Here is a 21,663-nt window from a genome sequence, read left to right on the forward strand (position 1 = left end):
ATAGCAGTTCATCTCCAAAAGGCGCAAAATAGGTAATGGAAAAACAAGCGTAGGAGGATATATATGACGAAACCAGTTGTAGACGTAAAAAACGTTCAAAAAGTGTACGGTAAAAAAGGTGAGAACCAATCACACGCGTTAAAAGGTGTTTCATTCTCAATTCAAGAGGGTGAGTTTGTAGGAATTATGGGACCATCTGGTTCTGGTAAAACGACATTATTAAATGTAATTTCCACGCTTGATAAAGCAACGGGCGGCGTTGTTGAAATTGCGGGTACGGATATTACAAAAATGAAGCAAGGTGAGCTGTCAGATTTCCGTTCACAAAAGTTAGGATTCATCTTCCAAGACTTTAACTTATTAGAGAATTTATCTATTTATGAGAACATTGCACTTCCACTTTCTCTTCAAGGTGTTCCATCACGTAATATTGGACCGAAAGTAGAGAAAGTAGCGGATATGCTAGGGATTACAGAAATACTTCAAAAGTATCCGTCTGAAGTATCTGGTGGACAGAAACAACGTTCAGCAGCAGCACGCGCTTTAGTGCATGAACCTGCAATTATTTTAGGGGACGAGCCAACAGGAGCTCTTGATTCTAAAAATGCAGCGAGTTTACTTGATGCGATGACAAACTTAAATGAAGAACAAGGCGTATCTATTATGATGGTTACTCACGATCCATATAGTGCAAGTTATTGTCAGCGAATTTTATTCATTCAAGATGGTGAGTTATATAAAGAAATTCATCGCGGTGGTACGCGTGAAGAGTTCTATAAAGAAATTTTAGATGTACTTGCAGATTTAGGTACACAAAAAGCGTAAGGAAGGAGGTTCTAGTACATGTTATTCAAACTTTCCATGTCAGGGCTAAAGAGTAAGCTGAAAGATTATATCGTCTTACTTGTCGGCCTTGTCATGTCTATCTCAATTTTTTATATGTTTCAAACGTTAGCGTTAAACGAAGCCTTTCTTAAGGACAATTCTACTATCGGCCAAATTGGATTTGTATTCCAAGCAGGTTCAGTTTTACTAGCTATTATAACGTTCTTCTATATTTTGTATGCGAACTCTTTCTTACTATCTCTTCGCCAAAAAGAGTTTGGTATGTATATGATGTTAGGAGCAAAAAAGCATAAAGTTACATTACTTATGTTTATTGAAACAATCGTATTAGGTGCTGCGTCTCTTGCAATTGGTCTTATAGTTGGTGTAGGACTTGCAGAGGGTATCGGACAGTTATTAATGAAGCAATTAGAATTTGCTGGTAAAGGCTATAAAGCATTTTATTTACCATCAATGACTGTTACTTGCATCTTCTTCTTTGTACTATTTGTATTATCAGCAATTATGAACAGTATTAAGTTATCACGTATTTCTGTACTGCAACTTGTACATGCAGACGCACAAACAGAACGTGTTGCAGTAAAAGGGAAAATGACAGGTTTAGTTGCATTCCTGGCGGTTATTTTATTAGGAATTGGCTATGCATCAATGATTTACATGGAAAAACTAAGAGAAATGGGAATCATTATTGCATTAATTACAACAACAGCTGGTACTTACATGCTATTTGGATCACTCCTTCCAGTCGTTATTAAAAAGTTAAAAAGTAATAAAAAGCGTAGTGAAAAAGGACTTAACGCTTTTACATTTGCACAATTAAACTTCCGTATTAATAGTTTAACAAAGGTGCTTGCGACAGTAGCGATGTTAGTTGCTCTTGGAGCCGGTGCAATTTCAGGTGGTATGGCGTTTAAAAATAATGTTATAAAAATGGTTGATGGTTTCGTAATATATGATTCAGTAGTTCATAATCCAACTGCTGAAGAAAAGAAAGTTTTAGATGGTATTACATTTAAAGAGAAAAGTGAATATCGTTACAAAGTCGATGATAAATACGTTTACTATGTAAAAGAGGATTTAGAGAAAAATCGTCCTTTAGTAAAAGATATGGAAAACATGAAGTCGATGAAGGATTTAGTGAAAACGAAAAAAGTTTCAGAGGAACTACCAGTAGGTGCAGTTTCTAGAGAAATGAATGAAAAAGATGCGAACGCTAAAGAACTTCCACAAGAATGGGACGAGGCTTTCAGAACAATCCAGCCATTCTACGTGCATAAAGATCATGCAATTAAAATTGTAGATCAAAAAATGTATGATACTGTAAATGGTAAAGAAGGAATCGTATTTACTGGAAAAACAGATGATTTTGAGGCACACACAAAAGAATGGAAAAAACTTGACGAGTTGCAACTAGATAAATATAAAAATGTAGCAGCTGAAAGATTAGATAGTAAATATCAAGCTTACGACATGTTCTATGGCGTGGCGAGTGGAACAGTGTTTATGGGATTCTTCCTTGGAATTGCATTCTTAGCAATGATGGCAAGTTGTTTAATGTTTAAAATTCTTTCTGGTGCATCAAAAGATATTACGCGTTATCAAATGCTTCGTAAAATCGGGGTGCGCCGTGAATTATTAACAAAATCAATTTATAAAGAGTTATTCTTAGTATTCCTATTCCCAGCAATTGTAGGTATTGCTCACGTATTAGTCGGTATGAATATTTTCGGATTTATTTTAATCGATCCGTACTTCCGTATTTGGGTACCAATCGTAATTTTCGTAGTTATTTACACGATTTATTACTTCATTACCGTTCAATTGTATAAAGGAATTGTTCTTCCGAAAGAAGATTAATAAAAAACCGAGCGAAACTGCTCGGTTTTTATTATTTTCAGAAAAAACACTTTAATGTTACTAAAATATATAATATTATATAAATAAGTAACATATTATAAAAGTATCAGCAGCTAGAAAATGAAAGGAGGAATCCGATCTGTAGAAAGAAGCTGAATCTGTATCCCCCCATTTCTTTTTTTACCACAACGTATTTGTACAATCATAAATTTCCACATTAAAAATTGTCAGAATCACAGAAGTATATTGTGAAAATAATGGATAAGACATGGAAATCCCATAGCATGATAAGGTAAAATGGACAACATAATGAGAAAATTACCGTTCATAAGATGAGGAGATACATGTATGGAAGTTGTAGAGGCATTAAAAGATATAAGCCAAATTGAGGCTATGAAAAAGTATTTAAAAGAGCACTCGCTGCGAGATTATCTTTTATTTGTTATTGGAATTAACACTGGATTAAAAATTACTGAACTACTTAGTATGAAATTTGAAGAGGTATTAAATGAAGATAAGACTGTTAAAGAGTTTTATTCCCTTCCTGTGAAAGATGAAAAATTTAAACAAGATATTTATTTAAATACAAAAGTAAAAGAAGCTCTTTTAGAGTACGTACAAACTATTGATGCTCAAAGAGAAAATTACGTATTTCAATCTAATAAAACGACAAATTCAATCTCACGCCAACAAGCGTATCGGGTGATCCATAGCGCAGCTGAAGTGGTTGGGATTGTTGGGAAGATTGGAACGAACTCAATGCGAAAAACATTTGGATTTCATGCGTACAAAAGAGGAATAGCGATTGCGTTATTGCAAAAACATTTTCATCACGCGACTCCATCAGAGACACTCAAGTATTTAGGAATCTCAAAAGATGAGAAGTTTAAAACTGAGATTGATGTAGATTTGTAAAAGCCGTAACTAAAAACTTTAGGAGGCGGAAAATATGAATATTAGAGAGAGCGAACTACCGGGCATTGGATGTAAATTTGAAGTGATAACAAAAGGTAATGAAAAAATGGTTATTGTGATTCATGATGATGGCCGAAGAGAAATGTATCATTTTGATGCGGATCATGATGAGAGTATTTCAAGCATTTCTCTTCGTGATTCTGAAGCGAGACAAATTGCGGCAATATTAGGCGGAATGGTATATAGACCGCAAGCGCTAGACACAATTGAGATGGCTTTTGAAGGATTATCAATTGAATGGTTTAAGGTGGAGAATAATGCACCAGTAGTACAACAAACAATTGGTAGCTTACATGTAAGAAAAACATATAACGTAACGATTATTGCTATTTTGAAAAAGAATATGAAGAAATTCTTTAATCCAGGTCCAGACTCTATTATTGAAGCTGGCGATATGCTCGTGTTATCGGGTGAAAGACATGAAGTGAAAAGAATTATTAATGAATTGCTTTCAGCAGGAGGTGATTCATAATCGATGGATACTTTAATCTTTGAAGTTGGAACTGCGTTAGTATTAGTAGCTTTTGCAGCTATCCTCGCTGCAAAGTTAAAGTTTTCGATTATTCCGTTTCTCATTATACTCGGTATGTTAGTGGGGCCTCATGCCCCAGATTTAGGACTTATCGATTTAAGGTTTATTGAAAGCGGAGAAGTTATTTCTTTCCTCGGCCGTGTTGGCGTCATATTCCTCCTATTCTACTTAGGCTTAGAATTCTCAATAAAAAAATTAATTAAATCCGGAAAGTCGATTGCTTTCGGGGGGACTGTCCACATATCGCTTAATTTCATATTAGGTTTACTTTATGGATATGTTATGGGCTTCCCCTTATTAGAAATGTTAATTATTGCTGGGATCATTACAATTTCATCAAGTGCAATTGTAGCGAAAGTAATTGTTGATTTAAGAAGATCTGGTAATAAAGAGACTGAGCTAATTTTAGGGATCATTATGTTTGATGATATCTTTTTAGCTGTATATTTATCAGTCGTTTCAGGGTTAGTACTCGGAGGTGCAACATCCTTTATAGGTGCCCTTGCATCGGTGTTAATCGCAGTAGGGTATATGCTACTATTCTTTGTAATCGCTAGAAAAGCTACGCCGTTCCTAAATAAAGTATTAGATATTTCGTCCAATGAAATTTTTATTATCGTAATATTCGCTGTTTTATTCTTTGTGGCTGGATTTTCAGAAACGATTCATGTTGCTGAGGCAATTGGAGCGTTATTATTAGGGCTCGTCTTTTCTGAAACAGAGCATAGTGATCGAATTGAGCATCTCGTCGTCCCGTTTCGTGACTTCTTTGGAGCCATATTTTTCTTCAGCTTCGGTTTAAGTATAGATCCGTTTTCGCTTGGAGGAGCGGTGTGGTTGGCATTAGGAGCAGTTTTCATTACTCTCATCGGTAATTTTACAGCTGGAATGTTTGCGGGGCGTAAAGCTGGATTATCCCATAAGGCGTCTACGAATATTGGTTTAACGCTTGTATCACGAGGTGAATTCTCCATTATTGTCGCGAATATTGGAATTGCGGGTGGCTTAATGGCAACGATTAAACCATTCTCAGCTCTATACGTTTTAATATTGGCATCGTTAGGTCCTTTATTAACGAAAGAGTCTGGGAGAATATATTCCTTACTAGACAAAATATTTAAATGGAGTGCTAAAGAAAGTGCAAAAAGTAAAAAGGAAGTCGGATAACCCTATAAGGGAACGATTCCATTATTTATAGATTAAAATGTTACAAATACGATTAGAATAAATTCTAATCGTATTTGTGCTATTATCTGAATTTCATCAACTATTAATCAGTTGTCTTCCTATTTAAAAACGACTACAATTTTACTGTTATATATGAACGAAAAAAATAGAATAGGAGGGGAGACTATGCCAAGGAAAGTATGGCTATTAGTAGCTGGGATGATTATTAATGTCACGGGTGCTTCTTTTTTATGGCCTTTTAATACAATTTATTTGCATGATCACCTAGGAAAATCTTTATCAGTGGCCGGAATGGTATTAATGATCAACTCGCTTACTGGTGTAATCGGAAACTTGCTCGGCGGTGTTTTATTTGATAAATGGGGCGGTTATAAATCAATTTTAGTAGGGATTGTCATTACACTCGTATCGATTTTAGGTCTTGTGTTCTTCCACGGATGGCCGTTATATGTTGTGTGGCTAGCATTAATCGGCTTCGGTTCTGGAATGGTCTTCCCATCGATGTATGCGATGGTTGGTACGGTTTGGCCAGAAGGCGGAAGACGAGCGTTTAATGCGATGTATGTTGGACAAAATGTTGGTATTGCGATCGGAACAGCGTGCGGTGGTTTAGTTGCGTCTTATCGTTTTGATTATATTTTCTTAGCGAACTTTATTTTATACTTTGTTTTCTTCTTAATTGCTTTTATTGGATTCCGTGGTATGGAAGACAAAAAAGAGCCAGGAGTGCAAAAGGAAATCGAAACGAAAAAAGGATGGACGCTTACACCTGGATTCAAAGCACTTCTTATTGTGTGTGTAGCATATGCTTTATGCTGGGTTACATACGTACAGTGGCAAGGTGCAATCGCAACACATATGCAAGAATTAAATATTAGCCTTCGTCACTATAGTTTATTATGGACGATAAACGGAGCGATGATTGTTTGTGCGCAGCCGCTTGTTAGTATGCTAATTCGCTGGATGAAGCGTTCTTTAAAGCAACAAATTATGATTGGAATTGTCATTTTTGCGGCGTCATTCATTGTGTTAAGCCAAGCGCAGCAATTTACGATGTTCCTCGTTGCGATGGTGACATTAACAATTGGTGAATTATTCGTATGGCCAGCAGTTCCGACCATTGCAAATATACTTGCACCAAAAGATAAATTAGGATTTTATCAAGGGATCGTAAATAGTGCGGCGACTGTAGGGAAAATGTTCGGACCGGTCGTTGGCGGAGCAATTGTTGATTTATACAATATGGAAGTATTGTTCATAGCAATCATGGTAATGCTTGTAGTAGCGCTTATAGCAGCGAGCATTTATGATAAACGAGTAAAAGTAGAAGAAACAGTAGAAGAAAAAATTGCAGTTTAGTTTGACGGAACATGTAACATGTTTTAGAATATATTTAAATAAAACAACCTTTGGAACAAGGGAGATAGCTCGGCTGTCCTAAGACGAATTCGTTAGTTATTAAGAGTAACGATTAACCGAGAAGCCCTCGCTTCAAGTAAGCTCTTTAGAGGTACTAAGTGGTGGGTAGTTCACATTAACTCATATTTGTAATAACAGTGAGAAGGAGTAGTAGTAATAGAAGCTGGTTTAGAGAGTTGACGGTTGGTGCAAGTCAATCCACGTTTCGTTATGAACTCGCCTTTGAGTTGCAGTTGTGAAACTAATAGTAGCAATTGCCGTTAATCCACGTTACGGATCTAAGCGAATGTATATATTACATTAATTTAGGGTGGTACCGCGGGAATCTATAACCTCTCGTCCCTTTCTAGGGATGAGAGGTTTTTTGTATTTTGGGCGGTGAAAATAAATAGAATTTCAAGGAGGGTATCTCATGAGCTTTAATCATCAAGAAATTGAGAAGAAGTGGCAAGGTCATTGGGAAGAGAATAAAACATTCCGTACGCCAGATGAGACAGAAAAACCAAAATTTTATGCGCTAGATATGTTCCCATATCCATCAGGTGCAGGCTTACACGTAGGTCATCCAGAAGGTTATACAGCGACAGATATTTTATCTCGTATGAAGCGTATGCAAGGATATAACGTTCTTCATCCAATGGGATGGGATGCATTTGGTCTTCCAGCAGAGCAATATGCACTTGATACTGGAAACAGCCCGGCAGAATTTACAGAGCTTAATATTAATACGTTCCGTAATCAAATTAAAGCATTAGGCTTCTCTTATGATTGGGATCGTGAAGTAAATACAACAGATCCAAACTACTACAAGTGGACACAATGGATCTTCCTAAAATTATTTGAAAAAGGCTTAGCTTACGTTGATGAAGTACCTGTAAACTGGTGCCCAGCACTTGGTACAGTACTTGCGAACGAAGAAATCATTGACGGTAAGAGTGAGCGTGGTGGGCATCCAGTTGAACGTCGTCCGATGAGACAGTGGATGTTAAAAATTACAGCTTACGGAGATCGTCTATTAGAAGATCTTGATGAGCTTGATTGGCCAGAAAGCTTAAAAGATATGCAGCGTAACTGGATCGGTCGTTCTGAAGGTGCAGAAGTACACTTCAACATTGACGGTACAGACGAGAAGTTCACGGTTTTCACAACGCGTCCTGATACATTATTTGGTGCAACATACTGTGTGCTTGCTCCAGAACATGCTCTTGTTGCTGAAATTACAACAGCAGAACAAAAAGAAGCTGTAGAAGCTTACATTAATTCTGTAAAAATGAAGAGTGATTTAGAGCGTACAGAACTTGCGAAAGAGAAAACTGGTGTATTCACTGGTGCTTACGCAGTTAACCCAGTAAATGGTGAGAAATTACCAATTTGGATCGCTGACTACGTTCTTGCAACTTACGGAACAGGTGCTGTAATGGCAGTTCCAGCTCACGATGAGCGTGACTATGAATTCGCATCAGTATTCAATCTTCCAATGAAGGAAGTTGTAAAAGGCGGAGACATTACGAAAGAAGTGTACACAGGTGATGGTGCACACGTAAACTCAGCATTCCTTGATGGATTAAATAAAGAAGAAGCAATCGCAAAAATGATTGAATGGCTTGAAGTAACGAGTGCAGGAAATCAAAAAGTAACGTACCGTCTACGTGACTGGTTATTTAGCCGTCAACGTTACTGGGGTGAGCCAATTCCAGTAATCCATTGGGAAGATGGCACAATGACAGCTGTGAAAGAAGAAGAATTACCATTAGTTCTTCCGAAAACAGAAAACATTCGTCCTTCAGGTACAGGTGAATCACCACTTGCAAACATTGAAGAGTGGGTAAATGTCGTTGATCCTGAGACTGGTAAAAAAGGTCGTCGTGAAACAAACACAATGCCACAATGGGCTGGTAGCTGTTGGTACTACCTACGCTACATGGATCCAAACAATAACGAAGCACTTGTAGATCCTGAAAAAGTAAAACAATGGCTTCCAGTTGATATTTATATCGGCGGGGCAGAGCACGCTGTACTTCACTTACTATATGCTCGTTTCTGGCATAAAGTATTATATGATATCGGTGTAGTTCCAACGAAAGAACCGTTCCAACAATTATTCAACCAAGGTATGATCTTAGGTGAAAACAACGAGAAAATGAGTAAATCAAAAGGCAACGTTGTAAACCCGGATGATATCGTAGCAAGCCATGGTGCAGATACACTTCGTCTATACGAAATGTTCATGGGACCATTAGATGCTTCAATTGCTTGGTCTGAAAATGGTCTTGACGGAGCTCGTCGCTTCCTAGACCGCGTATGGCGCCTATTCATTCAAGATAACGGTGAATTAAGTGAGAAAATTACTGATGCACCAAATAAAGAACTTGAAAAAGCTTACCACCAAACAGTGAAGAAAGTAACAGAAGACTATGCAGAGCTTCGCTTCAACACAGCGATTTCTCAAATGATGGTATTCATCAACGATGCATACAAAGCTGAAACACTTCCGAAAGAATATGTAGAAGGTTTCGTAAAAATGATTGCACCAGTTGCACCTCACATCGGGGAAGAACTATGGAGCAAACTTGGATACAATGAAACAATCACATATGCAAGCTGGCCAACATTTGATGAGTTTAAACTTGTGGAAGATGAAGTTGAAATCGTTGTTCAAGTTATGGGCAAAGTTCGCGCAAAACTAACAATGAGTAAAGACGCATCAAAAGAAGAAATGGAACAACTTGCACTTGAAGCAATTCAAGACCAAATTGAAGGGAAAACAGTTCGTAAAGTAATTGTTGTTCCTGGAAAACTTGTTAACGTTGTTGCAAACTAATTAATTATTAATAAAAGCTCAGAGCGTTTATGCTCTGAGCTTTTTTATATGAAAAATAAGTTCAGGATCACCTTCATTAATGAAGAAAGAAGAAAAAGGAGCGGAATTCCAATACAGACAAACACCTATTCTTCTATAGGAAATATGATAAAAAAGGTAGGTTAAATTGAGAAGAAGAGGTGAAAGGAATGAAAGGGATGGACAATAATGCACCACATGGCTTCTTCGGAGGTGGATCGGATAGTTATGGACAAATGATGTTTATGGGAGGAGAGGGTCAACACGGATATGGCGGAATCCCAAGTTGGATGGGAGGAGCAGCTGGCGGATTTCCGACGTCATTGACTGGCATGCAAACTGGAATGCCAACATTAACAGGCGGATTTCCGACATCAGTAGCCGGCGCACAAACTGGAATTCCAGTAGGTGTACCAACTACATTTCCTTCTTTCGTAGGAGGAGCACAAGGAGGAGTGCCTGTAGGAATGCCAACTACATTTCCATCTGTTGTGGGAGGCGTACAAACAGGATTTCCTGTACCTGGCGTTGGTGTTGTAGCAGGTGGAATCGGCGGATTCCCTCAAGGTGTTCACGGTCATCATGTGCATCATGAGCATCACGGTCATCATCAGCACCACGGTCATCATCAGCATCATGGCCATCATCAGCACCACGGTCATCATCAACAACAAGTACATCATCATGGTCACCATCAAATTCATCCGCAGGCTGTCCTTTATCAAACACACCAAGGTCACCATCAGCACCACGGTCATCACGGCCACCATCAGCAACACGGCCACCATCAGCACCACGGTCATCATCAACAACACGGTCACCATCAGCAACAAGTACATCACCAAGGCCACCACCAAATTCATCCGCAAGCTGTTCTTTTCCAAACACACCAAGGTCAACATCATCACCAAGGCCAACACCACCACCAAGGCCAACACCACCATCAAGGCCAACACCACCATCAAGGTCAACACCACCATCAAGGTCAACAGCATCATCAAGGTCAACACCATCACCAAGGTCAACAGCATCATCAAGGTCAACAACAATACCAACAGTATCAGCAACAACAACAGCCTTGGGGAGGTGGAATTGGAGCAGGGACGGCAGCAGGAGCAGCAGCTGGTACTGCAGGAGCAGCAGGACACGCGGGACACGTGGGTCATTAATAGGCCAAAGGAAAAAAGACATAATAAAAAACTGCTAGGAGATCCTAGCAGTTTTTTTCTGCCTCTTGACGTTGGCGTTCGATTTCCGCACGAAGTTGTGGTTCCGGTGCTTGCCATCCTTCTGGTTTTAGAATTTTGCCGTCGCCTTCACGGAAGCGAGGTTTTCCATCAGGGAATAATTTTGCCATGTTTGCGTTATTTACAATTTCGAATCCTTTATCAGGACGTACGCCCATTTCTGCAAACGTTCCGAATGCAAAGTAAATAAGGTCAATCAGTGCATCATATTGATCTTCAACAGTTGTTGCTTCTAGAAATTCTTCTAACTCTTCTTGCATAAAGCTAGCACGAATTTTTGCACGCTCTTCTGTTAGTTTTGTTGGAGTATTTGTCACAGGATGTCCGAACTCTTCATGCATTTTTGCAACAAGTTCGTATCCTTTATCTAAACCTTTTTCGTTTGTCATGTTGTTTCATCCTTTCTCGCTTTGTGCCGAATTTCATTGTAACATAAGGTGATTATGAAATGAAAAGAACATCTTATAGAAATAAGATGTTCGCTCGTTATTCTTCTTTTTTTATTAAAATGGATAAAATAAGGTCGATGCCAAACATACCAACAAGTAGCATTGGTATAACGACAAGTAAATAACGTGTGAAGGAAATATTTTTTAAGTATGTATGAGCAAATAAAAAGACGCCGAGAAATAAAATACCGTTTAAAATAGGTTTTACTAACTTTTTAGACATAAGCTCCCCCGTGAATATCTTTTCTCTCTATATTTGGTAATAAAAAACTCCTCTCTCCGTTGTATCATGCTGGAGAGAGGAGTTCAATCATTTATCATTCAATTACACCAGAATTTGTAATATTTACGCTGTATTTTATATTAATCGGAACATCTTTGTACATACGTCGCCACTCTTCTAACTTGAATGGGCGATAATGTTGCTTATACTTTGCACCTAGCCCGAGAGGATCTACGTTTAAAGATTTAAACTGCTTAATTAATTTGGTAGCCTGTACATCCAATTGTTTTTGGACATTTTTTTCAATGTTTTTTGTGTTCTTGTTATTTTCTAAGTTAATTTGCTTCGATAATTCTTGAATACGTGCATCAAGATGAACGTGAATGAAAAAAGAAGGCTTCCCGTTTTTAATTTTTATATCGTAAGTTGGAACAGAACGAATATTATTAATCATTACGTACGCAGAATCCGTTTTAAATTCGTGTGAATCTAATTTGTGTTTCTCTAATAGTCCTTTAAATATGAACATATCTTTTTCAGCGATTTTACCGATATATTTATCCTTTTTAAAAAGACCAATTCCGTTGATTTTTATTTTATCACCATGCTTCTTTAGAATGGGAATATAGTAGTCTTGCCCTTCTTGATAATAACGGAATGCTCCTATATGCAGGTTATCCTTTGGTAAAGGACCGGTCTCCATATTATGTTCTAACAATTTTTTTATATAAATTGCAACGTTGTATGAAGTCGTATATTTCCCTTTTAAAAGTTCAGTACCATTCCCCTCTAATAAGCCAACATATAAAGCGTTCCCTATATTCACATCTCGAAGTAATGTATCGAATGAAGTAGACATTCCTTTTTTGGCAAGTCTTATAGTATATAGAGCGACACGCATTTGTCCGCTAGCAAAGGGTTGAGAAGACTCTAAAGATGTGTCTGCTTTTACTTGTTTTACCGCATTTGCGCTACCTTCAAAAACTTGAACTTTATTTCCCTTTTTCTGAATGGGACAAACGAATGTCACTTTTACTTTATTATCTTTTGCTACATCAAAAACCGTTCCTTGAATAAGTTGTACATCATCGATAATATTTTTTTGTAAACATCCAGTTAGACTGAAGAATGTTATACAAGAAATAAGTATTAATTTGCTTTTGATTTTTTCCATTTTCTTTTCACCCACACAATAATAAATAGGATAGGGATGTATACATACATGAGCCAAAAACTAGCTTTTCCGGAATTACTAATAAAAGTATTAATGTCATGTCTGTTTGTTAAAAGCTGTGAAACAATGAGAGTAATAAGGATGAAAGCGATTAGGACACCTCTTTGTTTTACGCGAAATATTTCATGAGTTCCTCTTGTTGCCGCCCATAACGGAAGGATAAAACTTGTAATAATAGTAAGCGCATAGCCTGAAATCGCAATATATTCCAGCCTTTCTATGAACGGTAATTGGATTACTTGGGTCATAGAAAGTTGTGACCATATCGTTTTTAACAATTGTTTCTCACTAAAAAATGCAAAGGCTAAAAGGGTACTAAATAAATATAGAAGATTTGAAAATAATGCTCCGTATTGAGCGAATTTATGAGATTGCTTCGGATTTTTCACAAATGGATAAACCATGAGATAAATTTCAAACCCTGTCATACTGTAGATTGACAGATTGGCGGCTTTTAAAATATCTGAAAAAGAATGTGTGAACACAGGTAGTAAATTAGACAAATGTGAGTATTTCAAAACGAATAGACTAAGAAATAAATATCCCAATGTACCGCCAACTGAGATGACGCAAATACCAGTAATGACACGGAATCCAGAAGAAATAATGTAGTAGCTAGCTAAGCATAAAAAGATTGTTAACATCCAAGTTGACGCGGTAGGAAACATCCATACTTGAATAATCTCAACATATGTTCGAATGACGGAAATACTGATGGCTAAAAAATAAGTCATAAAGATGAGAGTAACGCCGTTTCCTAGCCATTTTCCAAATGTTTGTCGATGTAAATCAACTAAGTTTCCGTTTGTTTCTTTTAATAAAAAATACATCATCCATATAAGAATATGGATACAAATTCCTATAATTAGAACACCTATCCAGCCGTCGTATCCGGCGGCTTTTGCAATAATTCGAGCGAATCCAAGAACACCAGCACCAAACTGTGCACTGTGAATTAAGAAGAAAACAAAGATAGGAGATATTTGATATTTTTCTTGAACTTTACTCATCAATGCACCTCATTTCTTAATCATCAAAATCGGATCTATGTTTTGTTGAAATCCCTTTTGCAGATTTTTTTACATGTTGTGGCCTTGCTTGTACATCTCTTGTATCGATCATTGTTAATGGGAAGCGAATCCAAGAGTCTTTAACGGATTGTTGTCTTGTCGGATAAAACAAAGCGTACGGTTTACGTAAGGATGTAAGTCTAAATAAATGGGTAAATAAAAAGATAAATCCAAGAGAAATCCCGAAAAGTCCTCCTATTTCGGCAAATATGAGAAATGGGAAACGGAGTAATCGAACCGCATTACCCATTTTATAAATAGGCGTAATAAAAGAAGCCAGTGCTGATAATGCAACGATAATTAATAAAATATTACTCGTTAAACCAGCTTGGACAGATGCCTGTCCGATTACGATACCTCCTACAATACCGAGTGTTTGACCGACCTTCATCGGTAATCTCGCGCCAGCTTCTCTTAATAAATCGATGGCAAGTTCTAAGAAGAGTGCTTCAATTAAAGGTGGAAACGGTACTTGCGCCCTTGATAAAATTAACGTTTCCAATAAATCACTAGGAACTAATTCATAGTGATAGTTTAAAGTGGCAACATATAATGGTGTCGCGCAAATTGAGAATAAAACAGCGATTAGCCGTAAAATTCTTGAAAATGTAGCGTATAACCAAGAAACGTTATAGTCTTCTGGCGAAATGAAAAAATCAAAATATGATACAGGAGTTAAGAGGACACTTGGAGAACCATCAACAAAAATAGCGATTTTACCATCAATAAGTGCTTTTGTAACTCTATCAGTGCGTTCTGTATTGATATAGAGAGGGAAAATTGATTTTTCCCCCATCAATTCTTGTATATAAGCACTATCATTAATTTGATCATATTCAAGAGCCCGTAATGATTCCTCTAGAAAATCTACATTATCTTTCTCAGCTAGATTATTTAAATACATCATAACGACTTTCGTTTTTGAAAACTCTCCGATAATCATCTCTTTCGTTTGGAGATCTAAAACAGGAAGGCGTTTTCGGACTAAATTAATGTTTGTATCAATATCTTCTACAAAACCTTCTTGAGGACCAATAACAGTCGATTCATTTAAAGGAGGAGTTGGTGCACGATAATTATCAATTGCAATATTCGCGAGCATACACTTTTGATCTTGCTGATTTAATTGAATAATTGCATGCCCTTTTAAAACCATGTCCTCAATCTTTTGTAAATCGTTTGTAATTGTAATGCCGCTCATTGGAATATGTTCTTTTAATACTTCGAATGAAGTGTTAGGGTGTTCTAAAAGTGTTGGCATTAAATATTTTTGTAACTTCTCACCATCAAGTGAAGGACGATAGTAAGAAATCCAATAAGGCATCGTTTCATCGTCAGATGTATGGTAATTAACAAAATCACTAGACTGTTTTAGCTTCTCTATTAACTCTTGTAGAGAATGAATATGGTCTTTTTCTGGCTTCGAAAAATCATAAATACTATTACTTCCAGAACTTTGTTGTGTATTTTGAGAAGAGTCGTCTTGCTCAGATTTTTGTTGTTTCTTTTGAGAAGAATCATCCTGTTTAGAACCTTGCTGTTTCGGTTGAGAAGAGTCGTCTTGCTCAGATTTTTGTTGTTTCTTTTGAGAAGAATCGTCTTGCTCAGATTTTTGTTGTTTCTTTTGAGAAGAATCATCTTGCTCAGATTTTTGTTGTTTCGGTTGAGAAGAATCATCTTGCTCAGAGTTTTGCTGTTTCGGTTGAGAAGAACCATCTTGCTCAGAGTTTTGCTGTTTCGGTTGAGAAGAATCATCTTGTTCAGAGTTTTGCTTTTTTGGTTGAGAAGAATCATCCTGTTTAGAACCTTGCTGTTTCTCCTGAGAAGAATCATCTTGCTCAGATTTTTTTTGTTCACTATTTTTACCTGTATTGTGTTTCATACTTCTAGTCTGTTCTTTGTTTTCATCCTCTTGATTACTAGATTGCTGTTTCGGATTATTATCTGCTTCTTTTGTTTCTGTTGAATTTGATTTTTTCTTTTTACGTAACCAATTCCAAATCATATGTATGCCCTCTTTGATTGTGTAATATAGTGCTATTTTGTGGCTAATTTTGTATATTATTCATTTATTTATGAAAAGAAGGAGGAGATTGGTTTACATAGTAAAAAATCCTTTAGTAAGCAGTTCATAATATGACGGGAAGAAGGCGAGTCTGTGCAAATTGTAAAAAAGGAGAAGTTTGTTTTAAAAGAGTTTGTGTTTGAAAATGGTAGAGAGATTCCTGTTCAAATGGGGTATGAAACGTATGGTACTTTAAATAGAGAAAGATCAAATACGATTTTGGTTTGTCACTATTTTAGTGCAACAAGTCATGCGGCAGGAAAATATACAGTGCATGATGAGGGGGCTGGTTGGTGGGATGGATTAATTGGACCTGGGAAAGCAATTGATACAAATAAATATTTCATTATATGTACTGATAACCTTTGTAATGTACAAGTGAAGAACCCATATGTGATTACAACGGGACCAAAATCGATAAATCCGATGACTGGTTTTGAGTATGCGATGGATTTTCCAGTTTTCACATTTTTAGATGTAGCACGGATGCAATATGAGTTAATAAAAGATATGGGGATTGCTAAGTTACATGCGGTAATGGGGCCATCGGCAGGTGGGATGATTGCGCAGCAATGGGCTGTTCACTATCCTCATATGGTAGAACGAATGATTGGAGTTATTACGAATCCGCAAAATCCAATTATAACGTCGGGAAATGTAGCGCAAAATGCGATCGAAGCAATTCAGCTTGATCCAGATTGGAAAGGCGGAAAGTACGGAGAGGCGCAACCAATGAAGGGGCTTCATTTAGCGAATAAAATGATGTTTATGAATGCATTTGATGAACATTTTTATGAAACAGCATTCCCGCGGAACAGTATAGAAATGGAACCTTATCAACAATTTTCTGTATTAACATCATTTGAGAAAGAGATAAATAAAGTGACATGTAAAAGTATAGATTTAGTAGATGCAAATTCATGGATGTACACTGCGAAAGCAGTCTTATTACATGATATTGCACATGGTTTTTCTTCCTTAGAAGAGGCTCTTTCTAAGATTGAAGCGAATGTACTCATGATTCCATGCAAACAAGATTTACTTCAACCATCTCGTTACAATTATAGAATGGTAGATGTTTTGCAAAAGCAGGGGAAGTACGCAGAAGTATATGAAATAGAAAGTATAAATGGGCATATGGCAGGAGCGTTAGATGTTCATTTATTTGAAAAGAAAGTGTATGAGTTTTTAAATCGGAAAGTAGCTAGTTTTGTGTAGAAAATAATTAATGTGGAAAAGGTGCATTGTTTATAATAGGCACCTTTTTTACATAATTTGCAGACGGAAAATATATGAAGCGATTGATAAACCAAAGAAAGCTATACTAAGTAATAGAAATAAGAATGACATTTCTTGAGGGGATTTTATCTTTTTATTATTTTTCATACTAAGAGCAATGACCGCAGAAATTAAGAAAATGATACCCATAATGAAAAGAAAAAGTGTCATTTTAACTGGCTCCTTTCATAAAACAAGTATATTGAGGATACAATGCACGAGTTATGTTTGTAAAGAATAAGTTTTGCGAGAAAATTGAGAAAAAAATTCTCGGTTCTTTGCGTTCTTTCTTTCGCATGCTAAAATTGATTAGAAATGGTTGTTTAAAGAAGAAACTAAAGGGTTTATTGTATATAAGGAGGAACGACATATGACAGAAGTTAAAACAATTACTACAGAAGAAGTGCAAGAGCGTTTAGAAAATGGAGAAACGTTATTTTTAGTAGACGTAAGGGAAGATGAAGAAGTAGCGGCAGGGAAAATTCCAGAAGCTGTACATATTAAAATGGGTGATATTCCAAATAAAGTAGATTTCTTTGAGAAAGAGAATGAATATATCTTTATTTGTCGTTCGGGAATGCGCAGTGAAAATGTATGCCATTATTTAAATGAACAAGGATTTAAAACAGTGAACATGGTTGGCGGTATGCTTCAATATGAAGGGGAAACTAAATAAGTAGTTGAAAAAACTTGAAACGTGTTTGTTTCAAGTTTTTTTCTTTTGCATACAGTGTATAAAAGGGGGATAGGTAAATGGGGATTAACATGCGTAAAGTAAAAATTATAAATAATACAGGAGCAGTTAATGTCGGTGACTGTTATGATATCTCACCTTTAGCTGTGGCAAAAATATATGCTGGTGCTGGAGGATCGAGTGCGGCTGTTTTTTTTAATGGGAAACGACAGCCAGAAGCTGTGATTAGAACATCAGTGTTTCTTCCGCCATTAGCGACGAGTACACGTACATTAGGTGCATAAAGGAAAGGTAGAGTGTAAGTATGCCTGCACGTATTAAAGAATTTATTATCGTTAATAATACCGGGAATATATTTACAGGGGATAATTTGAGGGATACTTCATTTACTGCTTCGAAATCGTATAGTGGTTCAATGGGGTGCACTTGGATTGACGTTGTTACAGTAATAGGGACGGAGACGAAGCTTTGTTTACAGCCGGGAGATTCGGTGACGACAACATATACACGAGGAACTCCTGCTGGTACTGTAACGGGAACAAATATGGGGCAAGGTGCAAATGTGTCGAGTATATCGCAAGCTGTCCCGAATACAGATAATATGGATTCAGTAGCTGGACTCCCTTAAGAAATTAAGGGAGTTTTTATTATTTAAAATAAAAATAGTCTTTGAGATTGTTTTTGTAAATACATATTAAGAAGAGGTTTGTTTAAAGTAAAAAAGATGGTGTGTAGGTGGTGAAAGTGTGAAAGAGCGCGATAGACAAAATTCATTAAACTCTAATTTCAGAGTTTCACCAAATCTTATTGGACCTACCTTTCCTCCCGTTCCAACGGGATTTACTGGCATTGGGATTACTGGTCCAACCGGTCCACAAGGCCCGACAGGCCCACAAGGACCAAGGGGATTTCAAGGTCCGATGGGGGAGATGGGCACGACAGGACCTCAAGGAGTGCAAGGGATTCAAGGATCAGCTGGACAAATGGGTGCAACAGGACCAGAAGGACAGCAGGGACCACAAGGATTAAGGGGACCACAGGGAGAAAGTGGAGCGACAGGACCTCAAGGAGTGCAAGGGTTACAAGGTCCAATTGGTCCAACCGGAGCGACTGGGGTACAAGGCTACAGGGGATACAGGGATTGCAGGGGCCGATTGGAGCTATTGGGCCAGAGGGACCTCAAGGAATTCAAGGAGTGCAAGGGGTACCGGGTGCAACTGGTTCACAAGGAATACAAGGACCTCAAGGGATACAAGGCCCACAAGGACCAAGTGGAAATACAGGAGCAACAGGAGCGACTGGTCAGGGGGTAACCGGATCGACAGGAATAACAGGTCCAACAGGGGGAACGGGACCTTCTGGAGGACCTCCTGGTCCGACGGGGCCAACTGGTGCGACAGGTCCGGGGGGTGGACCGAGTGGAAGTACAGGTGCGACGGGAGCAACCGGAAATACAGGGGCAACAGGAAGTACAGGGGGAACTGGAGCAACGGGAAATACAGGTCCGACTGGAAGTACAGGAGCACAGGGCTTACAAGGAATTCAAGGTATCCAAGGGCCAATTGGCCCAACAGGTCCAGAGGGGCCACAGGGAATTCAAGGTATTCTTGGTCCGACGGGAGTAACTGGTGAGCAAGGGATCCAAGGTGTTCAGGGGATTCAAGGAATAACGGGAGCAACCGGAGATCAAGGTCCACAAGGTATACAGGGAGCTATAGGACCTCAAGGTATAACAGGAGCAACCGGAGATCAAGGTCCACAAGGTATACAAGGAGTACCGGGTCCAACGGGAGAAACGGGACCACAAGGAGTTCAAGGAATTCAAGGCCCGATGGGAGATATAGGACCAACAGGACCAGAAGGCCCAGAAGGACTTCAGGGTCCGCAAGGAATCCAAGGAGTGCCAGGGCCAGCTGGAGCAACAGGTCCAGAGGGCTCACAAGGAATCCAAGGAATACAAGGGCCAATAGGAGTAACAGGTCCAGAAGGTCCACAAGGAATTCAGGGAATACAAGGGATTCAAGGTGTAACAGGGGCAACCGGAGCACAAGGAGCAACTGGAGTTCAAGGTGTTCAAGGGAATATAGGAGCAACAGGTCCAGAGGGCCCGCAAGGAGTGCAAGGTGCTCAAGGAGCAATTGGTCCAACAGGTCCGATGGGGCCACAGGGAGTGCAAGGAATCCAAGGAATACAAGGACCAACGGGTGCACAAGGAGTGCAAGGTCCTCAAGGAATTCAAGGAATCCAAGGGCCGACAGGAGTAACTGGAGATACGGGTACGACAGGGGTGACAGGGGAAGGGACTACAGGAGCAACTGGAGTAACTGGTCCAACAGGTGTAACAGGTCCATCAGGAGGACCAGCCGGACCGACTGGCCCAACAGGTGTAACAGGTCCGACGGGAGTGACAGGTCCATCCGGTGGACCACCTGGTCCGACAGGAGCGACAGGTGTAACGGGAGGAGTAGGAGATACGGGAGCAACAGGGGCGACAGGTGTGACCGGAGCAACGGGAGAAACTGGTACAACCGGAGGAACAGGGCTGCAGGGTCCACAAGGAATCCAAGGAGTACAAGGAGACATAGGCCCAACCGGTCCGCAAGGTGTTCAAGGTCCACAAGGTATCCAAGGTATAACGGGAGCAACGGGAGATCAAGGTCCGCAAGGAATTCAAGGCCCGCAAGGAATTCAAGGCCCAACCGGTCCCCAAGGAATTCAAGGAGCACAAGGCCACAAGGGATACAAGGAGCAACGGGAGCAACCGGAGCACAGGGACCGCAGGGAATTCAAGGGATACAAGGAATCCAAGGTCCGACCGGTCCGCAAGGCCCAACTGGCATTCAAGGAGTGCAAGGGGAAATAGGTCCAACCGGTCCTCAAGGAGTGCAAGGCTTACAAGGTCCACAAGGCCCAACCGGGGACACGGGAGCGACCGGTTCACAAGGCCCCCAAGGAATTCAAGGTCCAACGGGAGTCACAGGAGCAACAGGGCTACAAGGAATTCAAGGCCCACAAGGAATTCAAGGTCCAACGGGAGTCACGGGAGCAACAGGGCTACAAGGAATCCAAGGTCCAACGGGTGCCACTGGAGCAACCGGTTCACAAGGTCCAACCGGGGACACGGGTCCAACAGGAGCTGGAGCAACCGGAACAACAGGAGCGACCGGGGTGACTGGAGTTAGTACAACTGCAACGTATGCATTTGCGAATAATACATCAGGAACCGCTATTTCCGTGTTATTAGGCGGTACGAATATCCCATTACCAAACAATCAAAATATTGGACCAGGAATAACCGTTAGTGGTGGAAATACTGTATTTACAGTTGCGAATGCAGGGAATTATTATATAGCCTATACAATTAATCTAACGGCAGGATTACTTGTAAGTTCTCGTATAACTGTAAATGGCAGTCCGCTTGCGGGAACGATAAACTCCCCGACAGTGGCTACTGGTTCATTTAGTGCACCAATAATTGCTAACTTGCCTGCTGGAGCTGCTGTTAGTTTGCAACTATTTGGATTAGTTGCAATAGCTACATTATCTACAACAACGCCAGGAGCTACTCTAACTATTATTAGATTAAGTTAATAAGTAGAAAACCTTGGAACTTTTATGTTTCAAGGTTTTTTTATCCCAGTATTTGAGAGTCATCTTTGCTAATCAGAGGGGAATTGATAACCTCCTATTGTTTAAAGTTTCACTTTATTCACCTTAGCGAAAACATCGCAGTTCGAAAATATATTA

18 protein-coding genes, 1 pseudogene and 1 other annotated feature are annotated in these 21,663 nt (G+C 39.0%); of the genes and pseudogenes, 13 read left to right on the top strand and 6 right to left on the bottom strand.

The window, feature by feature from the left end:
- The first annotated feature begins 63 nt into the window (after positions 1 to 63).
- The 8 genes from CDB3_RS26900 (at position 64) to CDB3_RS26935 (ending at position 10,825) form a co-directional block, all read left to right on the top strand.
- Positions 64 to 825 carry an ABC transporter ATP-binding protein gene (locus CDB3_RS26900; RefSeq protein WP_000165842.1) on the top strand — a complete coding sequence of 254 codons (762 nt, stop codon included), beginning with the start codon at positions 64 to 66 and terminating at the stop codon, positions 823 to 825.
- An 18-nt stretch (positions 826 to 843) separates the two neighbouring features.
- Complete coding sequence (locus CDB3_RS26905) at positions 844 to 2,703, top strand: FtsX-like permease family protein (protein ID WP_128856588.1); 1,860 nt, start codon at positions 844 to 846, stop codon at positions 2,701 to 2,703.
- A gap of 348 nt (positions 2,704 to 3,051) precedes the next feature.
- On the top strand, positions 3,052 to 3,618 hold the full coding sequence (locus CDB3_RS26910) for a tyrosine-type recombinase/integrase (RefSeq protein ID WP_128856589.1): 567 nt from the start codon (positions 3,052 to 3,054) through the stop codon (positions 3,616 to 3,618).
- 34 nt (positions 3,619 to 3,652) lie between these two features.
- Positions 3,653 to 4,150 carry a cation:proton antiporter regulatory subunit gene (locus CDB3_RS26915; protein WP_001026048.1) on the top strand — a complete coding sequence of 166 codons (498 nt, stop codon included), beginning with the start codon at positions 3,653 to 3,655 and terminating at the stop codon, positions 4,148 to 4,150.
- A 3-nt stretch (positions 4,151 to 4,153) separates the two neighbouring features.
- Entirely contained in the window at positions 4,154 to 5,377 is a 1,224-nt protein-coding gene (locus CDB3_RS26920; RefSeq protein ID WP_128856590.1) for a cation:proton antiporter, read from the top strand.
- Between the two features lie 186 nt (positions 5,378 to 5,563).
- The gene (locus CDB3_RS26925) at positions 5,564 to 6,757 is read left to right on the top strand and encodes an MDR family MFS transporter (RefSeq protein WP_128856591.1); all 1,194 of its coding nucleotides are present in this window, start codon (positions 5,564 to 5,566) and stop codon (positions 6,755 to 6,757) included.
- Between the two features lie 188 nt (positions 6,758 to 6,945).
- Positions 6,946 to 7,164: a binding site (T-box leader), on the top strand.
- 65 nt (positions 7,165 to 7,229) lie between these two features.
- Positions 7,230 to 9,638 (top strand): leucine--tRNA ligase, encoded by a 2,409-nt coding sequence (leuS, locus tag CDB3_RS26930; protein WP_128856592.1) that lies wholly within the window; start codon positions 7,230 to 7,232, stop codon positions 9,636 to 9,638.
- 188 nt (positions 9,639 to 9,826) lie between these two features.
- Complete coding sequence (locus tag CDB3_RS26935) at positions 9,827 to 10,825, top strand: VrrB protein (protein WP_128856593.1); 999 nt, start codon at positions 9,827 to 9,829, stop codon at positions 10,823 to 10,825.
- A gap of 44 nt (positions 10,826 to 10,869) precedes the next feature.
- Here CDB3_RS26935 and CDB3_RS26940 read toward each other — a convergent pair whose 3' ends face one another.
- The 5 genes from CDB3_RS26940 to CDB3_RS26960 all read right to left on the bottom strand — a co-directional run bounded on the left by CDB3_RS26940 (position 10,870) and on the right by CDB3_RS26960 (position 15,884).
- The gene (locus CDB3_RS26940; RefSeq protein ID WP_000180547.1) at positions 10,870 to 11,292 is read right to left on the bottom strand and encodes a pyrophosphohydrolase domain-containing protein; all 423 of its coding nucleotides are present in this window, start codon (positions 11,290 to 11,292) and stop codon (positions 10,870 to 10,872) included.
- Positions 11,293 to 11,389: 97 nt separating this feature from the next.
- Complete coding sequence (locus tag CDB3_RS26945; protein WP_071744460.1) at positions 11,390 to 11,575, bottom strand: hypothetical protein; 186 nt, start codon at positions 11,573 to 11,575, stop codon at positions 11,390 to 11,392.
- 94 nt (positions 11,576 to 11,669) lie between these two features.
- The gene (locus tag CDB3_RS26950) at positions 11,670 to 12,749 is read right to left on the bottom strand and encodes a Ger(x)C family spore germination protein (RefSeq protein ID WP_071744461.1); all 1,080 of its coding nucleotides are present in this window, start codon (positions 12,747 to 12,749) and stop codon (positions 11,670 to 11,672) included.
- Positions 12,725 to 13,819: a spore germination protein gene (locus CDB3_RS26955; RefSeq protein ID WP_128856594.1), complete on the bottom strand. Its 1,095-nt coding sequence runs from the start codon at positions 13,817 to 13,819 to the stop codon at positions 12,725 to 12,727. The genes CDB3_RS26950 and CDB3_RS26955 overlap by 25 nt, the downstream gene beginning before the upstream one ends.
- Positions 13,820 to 13,835: 16 nt before the next feature.
- On the bottom strand, positions 13,836 to 15,884 hold the full coding sequence (locus CDB3_RS26960; protein WP_128856595.1) for a spore germination protein: 2,049 nt from the start codon (positions 15,882 to 15,884) through the stop codon (positions 13,836 to 13,838).
- A 153-nt stretch (positions 15,885 to 16,037) separates the two neighbouring features.
- Here CDB3_RS26960 and CDB3_RS26965 point away from each other — a divergent pair, with 153 nt between their 5' ends.
- On the top strand, positions 16,038 to 17,162 hold the full coding sequence (locus tag CDB3_RS26965) for a homoserine O-acetyltransferase family protein (RefSeq protein WP_128856596.1): 1,125 nt from the start codon (positions 16,038 to 16,040) through the stop codon (positions 17,160 to 17,162).
- A 48-nt stretch (positions 17,163 to 17,210) separates the two neighbouring features.
- Here CDB3_RS26965 and CDB3_RS26970 read toward each other — a convergent pair whose 3' ends face one another.
- Positions 17,211 to 17,393 carry a hypothetical protein gene (locus CDB3_RS26970; RefSeq protein ID WP_000171885.1) on the bottom strand — a complete coding sequence of 61 codons (183 nt, stop codon included), beginning with the start codon at positions 17,391 to 17,393 and terminating at the stop codon, positions 17,211 to 17,213.
- 199 nt (positions 17,394 to 17,592) lie between these two features.
- Between CDB3_RS26970 and CDB3_RS26975 the strand changes: the two genes are divergently transcribed.
- From CDB3_RS26975 to CDB3_RS26990, 4 genes and pseudogenes are all read left to right on the top strand, one after another.
- A complete protein-coding gene (locus CDB3_RS26975) occupies positions 17,593 to 17,898 on the top strand; it encodes a rhodanese-like domain-containing protein (protein ID WP_000141214.1) in 306 nt (101 codons plus the stop codon).
- A 77-nt stretch (positions 17,899 to 17,975) separates the two neighbouring features.
- Positions 17,976 to 18,200: a spore germination protein gene (locus CDB3_RS26980; RefSeq protein WP_128856597.1), complete on the top strand. Its 225-nt coding sequence runs from the start codon at positions 17,976 to 17,978 to the stop codon at positions 18,198 to 18,200.
- A 20-nt stretch (positions 18,201 to 18,220) separates the two neighbouring features.
- On the top strand, positions 18,221 to 18,544 hold the full coding sequence (locus CDB3_RS26985; RefSeq protein ID WP_128856598.1) for a hypothetical protein: 324 nt from the start codon (positions 18,221 to 18,223) through the stop codon (positions 18,542 to 18,544).
- A gap of 118 nt (positions 18,545 to 18,662) precedes the next feature.
- Positions 18,663 to 21,507, top strand: a pseudogene (locus tag CDB3_RS26990) (BclA-related collagen-like exosporium protein).
- Positions 21,508 to 21,663 lie beyond the last annotated feature (156 nt).

The sequence above is a fragment of the Bacillus sp. CDB3 genome (assembly GCF_002081505.1).
In the GTDB taxonomy this organism is placed as follows: Bacteria; Bacillota; Bacilli; order Bacillales; family Bacillaceae_G; genus Bacillus_A; species Bacillus_A cereus_AT.